Here is a 6382-nt window from a genome sequence, read left to right as displayed (position 1 = left end):
GGTGAGGGCTGGGGGTCCTCCTTGGGGTGGAGGGGGTTACCCTGTGCGTTGCTTGCGCAACTGTTGGTGAGTTTGTTACGAGGGCTATGTGAGCCCGCGCATAGGACGCAGGTCACTTACGAAGCTGCCTAGTGGAGTGGTTCGGGGTGGTTCGGGGCGGGGCGAACCAGGGCAGGGGGGCTGTTCCGGGCGCGTACACCGGTCGCTGATCCACTAACCGGGATCGTACGTCACACCTTTGCCACGCGATTTTGCTGCCGCTAAGAATTGCCCCCGTCGCCGCCGAGCAGGCGCAGCGCCGCCCCGGCCCAGCGACCCCCAGCGATTCGAAGAGGTAGTCCTGCATGTCTCAGAACACCCCTGGCCACAGTCGTGGTCTGAAGAAGACCCACAAGGCCACGATCGCCGGCGTCGCCGCCCTGGGCGCTGCCGCCCTCACCCTCTCCCTCGTGCCGGGCAACGGCTCCACGGAGACCGAGCCGCAGGCGCTGAACACGACCCAGCGGGTCGCGTGGTCCTATGACGCGAGCAGCCCGCAGGCGAAGGCGCTGGCCGCGAGCGTGACCGACCAGCACACCACCATCGGCCTGAAGGCCAAGCAGGACGCCGCGGCGAAGGCCCAGGCACAGGCCGCCGCCAAGGCGAAGGCCGCGAAGGCGGAGAAGGCCGCGAAGGCCGCCAAGGCCAAGGCCGCCGCGAAGGCGAAGGCCGACGCCGCCGCCAAGAAGCGGGCCGCCGAGGCGAAGGCCGCCGCGAAGAAGCGCGCCGCGCAGAAGACGGCCGCGAGCCGCTCCGTCACGCGCACGCCGGTCTTCGCGAACAACCTCGACGGCTGGATCCGCGAGGCGCTGTACATCATGGACAAGCACAACATCCCGGGCTCGTACCACGGCCTGCACAAGAACATCATGCGCGAGTCCAGCGGCAACCCGTACGCGATCAACAACTGGGACATCAACGCCCGCAACGGCGTCCCGTCCAAGGGTCTGCTGCAGGTCATCTACCCGACCTTCAAGGCGTACCACGTGCCGGGCACCAAGTTCGACCAGTACGACCCGGTCGCCAACATCGTCGCCGCCGCCAACTACGCGGCCGACCGCTACGGCTCGATCGACAACGTCAACAGCGCGTACTGAGTCGCCCCGGCGACGACGGAGGGCGGCACCCCGCACGGGGTGCCGCCCTCCGGGCGTTGCTCCGGGTCCGCTACTTGCTGCGCATGACCTCGGGCTCGTGGCGGCGCAGCAGGCGCGCGACCAGGACGCCGAGGACGGCGGTCATGACGAGCAGCACGCCGATGTTGAAGCTCCACTGGCCGACGCTGTGCTCCCACAGCGGGTCGAGGTCGGTGGGGTTCTTCGGGTCCCACGGCGCCATCAGGTGCGCGAGGTCGAGCGTGGTGCCGGCGCCGGCGATGGCCCAGCGGGACGGCATGAGCCAGGCGAACTGCTCCAGGCCGGGCGAGCCGAACACCTTGAAGAGGATGCCGGTGAAGACGACCTGGACGATCGCGAACATGACCAGCAGCGGCATGGTCTTCTCGGCGGTCTTCACCAGCGCGGAGATGACCAGGCCGACCATCATCGAGGTGAGGCCGAGCGCGATGACGACGAGGCAGAGCTCGACGGCCGGCGGCATCAGGAGGCCCTCGGCGGGCAGGTCGCGGATGGCGAAGCCGATGGCGCAGAGGATGACGCCCTGGAAGGCCGTGATGACGCCGAGGACGATCACCTTGGACATCAGGTAGGCGGAGCGGGAGAGGCCGGTGGCGCGCTCCCGTTCGTAGATGACCCGTTCCTTGATCAGTTCTCGGACCGAGTTCGCCGCGCCGGAGAAGCACATGCCGACCGTGAGGATCAGCATGATGATGCCGGCGTCGCCGTTGAACCGGGCCGGCGGCGTGGGCGGCGCGAGGCCGAAGTCGGCCGGGATGACCACGGAGACCGAGCCGATGACCGCGGGGAGGACCACCATGAGGGCGAGGAAGCCCTTGTCGGAGACGATCACCGAGGTGTAGCGGCGGATCAGGGTCCACAGCTGGGAGCCCCAGCCCTGCGGCTTGGGCGGGCGGGACATCGCCTGCTGCGGCACGTGGACGGGCTGGGCGGCGACGGCGTCGATGTCGGCGGCGTACAGCTGGTAGTGCTGCGAGCCCTTCCAGCGTCCGGCCCAGTCGTAGTCGCGGTAGTTCTCGAAGGCGGAGAAGACGTCGGCCCACGAGGAGTAGCCGAAGAAGTTCAGCGCCTCGTCCGGCGGGCCGAAGTACGCCACGGAGCCGCCGGGCGCCATCACGAGGAGCTTGTCGCAGAGGGCCAGCTCGGCGACGGAGTGGGTGACGACGAGGACCGTGCGGCCGTCGTCGGCGAGGCCGCGGAGCAGCTGCATGACGTCGCGGTCCATGCCCGGGTCGAGGCCGGAGGTCGGCTCGTCCAGGAAGATCAGCGACGGCTTGGTCAGCAGCTCCAGGGCGACCGAGACGCGCTTGCGCTGGCCACCGGAGAGCGAGGTGACCTTCTTCTCCTTGTGGATGTCGAGCTTGAGCTCGCGCAGCACCTCGTCGATGCGGGCCTCGCGCTCGGCGGTGGCGGTGTCGCCGGGGAAGCGGAGCTTGGCGGCGTACCGGAGCGCCTTCTGGACGGTCAGCTCCTTGTGCAGGATGTCGTCCTGCGGGACCAGACCGATGCGCTGGCGCAGCTCGGCGAACTGCTTGTAGAGGCTGCGGTTGTCGTAGAGGACGTCGCCCTCGTTGGCGGGCCGGTAGCCGGTGAGCGCCTTGAGGAGGGTCGACTTGCCGGAGCCGGAGGGGCCGATGACGCCGATCAGCGACTTCTCGGGGACGCCGAAGGAGACGTCCTTGAGGATCTGCTTGCCGCCGTCGACGGTGACGGTGAGGTGGCGGGCCGAGAAGGAGACCGAGCCGGTGTCGACGAACTCCTCGAGCTGGCCGCCGACGATCCGGAAGGTGGAGTGGCCGACGCCGACGATGTCCTGCGGGCCGAGGAGGGCGCTGCCGCCCTTGGGGATCGGCTGGCCGTTGACGTAGGTGCCGTTGTGCGAGCCGAGGTCGCGGATCTCCATGCGGCCGTCGGGCGTGGCGTGGAACTCGGCGTGGTGGCGCGAGACCTGGAGGTCGGAGACGACCAGTTCGTTCTCGAGCGCACGGCCGATGCGCATCACGTGCCCGAGGGCGAGCTGGTGGAAGGTGGTCGGGCTGCGGTCGGAGTAGGCCGACGACGCCCCCGCGGCGCCGTTGGTCTTCTGGGCGAGCTGCTCGACCGGACCGCCCCCCTGGTGGGGCACCTGCGGCGGTACGTGGCCGCCGTGCTGCGGAGCGGGCTGCTGCCAGCCGCCGTGCTGGGGCGGCGCGGCGTCGTGGGTGGCCCACTCGGCCTGCGGTCCGGCCTGCGGCGCGTGCGGGGCCGGGGCGGCGCCGTGCTGTCCCGCGTGGGCCTGCTGCCCCGCGTGGGCCTGCTGTCCCGCGTGCGCGGCCTGTCCGGCGTGCGCGGCGGCCAGGTTCAGGCGCGGGCCGTCCGTCGGGTTGCCGAGGTGGACGGCGGTGCCGGGGCCGATCTCCAGCTGCTGGAGCCGCTGCCCGGCGACGAAGGTGCCGTTGGTGGAGCCGTGGTCCTCGATGACCCAGCTCCGGCCGTTCCAGCTGATCGTGGCGTGCCGCCACGAGACCCTGGCGTCGTCGATGACCAGGTCCCCCTGGGGGTCGCGCCCCAGGGTGTACGACCGGGACGGCTCCAGCGTCCAGGTCCTGCCGTTGAGTTCGAGTACGAGTTCTGGCACTCCATGCCCCACTGTGTGTCCCCCGATGCCCCCCGATACGGGGGTCCTAGGGATGGCGAATCATCCTGGGGAACTATTTCAGGCCGGGTCCCCGATACGAAAGTCGGGCGGCGTGAAGACCCCGGGGAGGGCCGCCGGGGCCGCGTGGCCGGGCCTGGGCAGGGGGCTGGTCCGGTCGGGTGTCCGGTACGCGGGACGGGGCGTCGGGTGGCACCGGGTGCCCGATACGGTGGAAGCACCATGAGCGCATCGCAGACACCGGACGTTCCCGCCGTTCCCGCCGCGGACGTGCCCACCCTTCTCGTCAAGATCTTCGGTAAGGACCGGCCCGGGATCACCGCCGGTCTCTTCGACACCCTGGCCGCCTTCTCCGTGGACGTCGTGGACATCGAGCAGGTGGTCTCGCGCGGCCGGCTCGTGCTGTGCGCGCTGGTCACCGAGCCGACCGTCGCCACCCAGGGCGAGCTGCGCGCCACCGTGCACAGCTGGGCCGAGTCCCTGAAGCTCCAGGCCGAGATCATCTCGGGCACCGGTGACAACCGGCCGCGCGGTGAGGGCCGCTCGCACGTGACGGTGCTCGGGCACCCGCTGACGGCCGAGCAGACGGCGGCCATAACGGCCAGGATCGCCGGTTCGGGCGGCAACATCGACCGCATCTTCCGGCTGGCGAAGTACCCGGTGACGGCGGTCGAGTTCGCGGTCTCGGGCTGTGCGACGGAGGCGCTGCGGACGGCGCTGGCGACCGAGGCGCACACGATCGGCGTGGACGTGGCCGTGGTCTCGGCCGGGCTGCACCGGCGGGCGCAGCGGCTGGTCGTGATGGACGTGGACTCGACGCTGATCCAGGACGAGGTGATCGAGCTCTTCGCGGCGCACGCGGGGTGTGAGGAGAAGGTCGCCGAGGTGACGGCGGCGGCGATGCGCGGCGAGCTGGACTTCGAGCAGTCGCTGCACGCGCGCGTGGCGCTCCTGGAGGGCCTGGACGCGTCGGTGGTGGACAAGGTGCGGTCCGAGGTGCGGCTCACGCCGGGCGCGCGGACCCTGATCCGTACGCTGAAGCGGCTCGGCTACCAGGTGGGCGTGGTCTCGGGTGGCTTCACGCAGGTCACCGACGATCTGAAGGAGCGGCTCGGGCTCGACTTCGCCCAGGCCAACACCCTGGAGATCGTGGACGGGAAGCTGACCGGCCGGGTGACGGGCGAGATCGTGGACCGGGCGGGCAAGGCGCGGCTGCTGCGCCGGTTCGCGGCGGAGGCCGGGGTGCCGCTGGCGCAGACGGTGGCGATCGGCGACGGCGCCAACGACCTGGACATGCTGAACGCGGCGGGGCTCGGGGTGGCGTTCAACGCCAAGCCGGTGGTGCGTGAGGCGGCCCACACGGCGGTGAACGTGCCGTTCCTGGACACGGTGCTGTACCTGCTGGGGATCACCCGCGAGGAGGTCGAGGCGGCGGACGTCGGCGAGGAGCCGCGGGAGCACTGACCGTCCCGCCCGGCCCGTCGCGTACGGGAGGGGGCCCGGCCGTCACGAGGACGGCCGGGCCCCTTTCGCGTACGGGCGCCTGCGGGCTCGCACGGGGGCGTACGGGTGCGCGGGCCGGCTCACGGGCCCGCGCGGTGGGCGCGCGGGCGGCGTACCGGGTGGGGTCAGCCGTGGGGGGTCCAGAAGTCGACGAGGCGGCCGACGCCGTGCTCGACGGACTTCCAGGTGCCGGTGAAGGTGAGGACGGCGTAGGCGGCGGTCGGGTAGCCGCTGCGGTTCATCCGGGCCAGGGCGTCGCCCTCCGCGTCACCGGCGAGGGCGTCGGCCAGGGCGTGCATGCCGGGGTTGTGGCCGATGAGGAGCACGTCGGAGACGTCCTCCGGGATCTCGTTGAGCAGGGCGATGAGCTCGCCGAGCGACGCCTCGTAGATCCGCTCCTCGTAGACCGTCCTGGGGCGCTCGGGCAGCTCGTGGACGGCGAGCTTCCACGTCTCGCGGGTGCGGGCGGCGGTCGAGCAGAGGGCCAGGTCGAAGTGGATGCCGGACTGGGCGAGCTTGCGGCCGGCCACGGGGGCGTCCTTGCGGCCGCGCTCGGCGAGCGGGCGCTCGTGGTCGGTCTCCTGGCCCCAGTCTGCCTTCGCGTGCCGGAGCAGCACGATCCTGCGGGTTGATTCGACGCTCATGGTCCACAGCTTGGCACGGATCCGCCCGTCCTGACTCAGAGAGCGAGGGTTTGCCCGATCAGCTGGAGGAACCTCCCGATCCCGTCGTCCCCGCTCGCCGCGGCGGCCTCGCCGGGCCCGGTGACGAGCAGCAGGAGGACGGTGAAGGCGGCGACCGGGAGGGCGAGGGCCCACCAGGGCAGCCGGGTGTCGACGCCGGCGGGCGTGGTCCGGTCGCAGGTGCGGGTGAGGGCCGCCATGGCCGCCTCCGTGGTGGGTACCCCGGGACGCGGTCCTCGGGGGAGGTGGGTACCGCGGTACCGCGGTGTGTCTCCACCGTAGGGAGCGCGGGGGCCGCGGCCCATCCGGTGATCCACCCACTCGCCCCTGAGACTTTCCCCTAGGGGGTACCGGGGGTTGTCCCTACCCCCCGGCCGGGGCGGGCC

5 protein-coding genes are annotated in these 6382 nt (G+C 71.5%); 2 read left to right on the top strand and 3 right to left on the bottom strand.

The features are described from left to right. The first annotated feature begins 344 nt into the window (after positions 1-344). Complete coding sequence (locus tag IF73_RS0102660; protein ID WP_031002975.1) at positions 345-1136, top strand: transglycosylase SLT domain-containing protein; 792 nt, start codon at positions 345-347, stop codon at positions 1134-1136. Positions 1137-1206: 70 nt separating this feature from the next. Here IF73_RS0102660 and IF73_RS0102655 read toward each other — a convergent pair whose 3' ends face one another. After that, positions 1207-3804, bottom strand: coding sequence for an FHA domain-containing protein (locus tag IF73_RS0102655; RefSeq protein ID WP_031002974.1), 2598 nt, complete (start codon positions 3802-3804; stop codon positions 1207-1209). 228 nt (positions 3805-4032) lie between these two features. Between IF73_RS0102655 and serB the strand changes: the two genes are divergently transcribed. Then, a complete protein-coding gene (gene serB, locus IF73_RS0102650) occupies positions 4033-5274 on the top strand; it encodes a phosphoserine phosphatase SerB (protein ID WP_031002972.1) in 1242 nt (413 codons plus the stop codon). Between the two features lie 164 nt (positions 5275-5438). Here the strand turns inward: serB and IF73_RS0102645 are convergent, their stop codons facing one another. Then, positions 5439-5957 (bottom strand): SixA phosphatase family protein, encoded by a 519-nt coding sequence (locus IF73_RS0102645; protein ID WP_031002970.1) that lies wholly within the window; start codon positions 5955-5957, stop codon positions 5439-5441. A gap of 35 nt (positions 5958-5992) precedes the next feature. After that, positions 5993-6196 (bottom strand): hypothetical protein, encoded by a 204-nt coding sequence (locus tag IF73_RS0102640; protein ID WP_031002968.1) that lies wholly within the window; start codon positions 6194-6196, stop codon positions 5993-5995. Between the last annotated feature and the right edge of the window lie 186 nt (positions 6197-6382).

Origin of the sequence: Streptomyces sp. NRRL F-5727 (assembly GCF_000719555.1) — a bacterium.
Lineage (GTDB): Bacteria > Actinomycetota > Actinomycetes > Streptomycetales > Streptomycetaceae > Streptomyces.
This window is presented reverse-complemented; position numbering and strand designations above follow the sequence as displayed.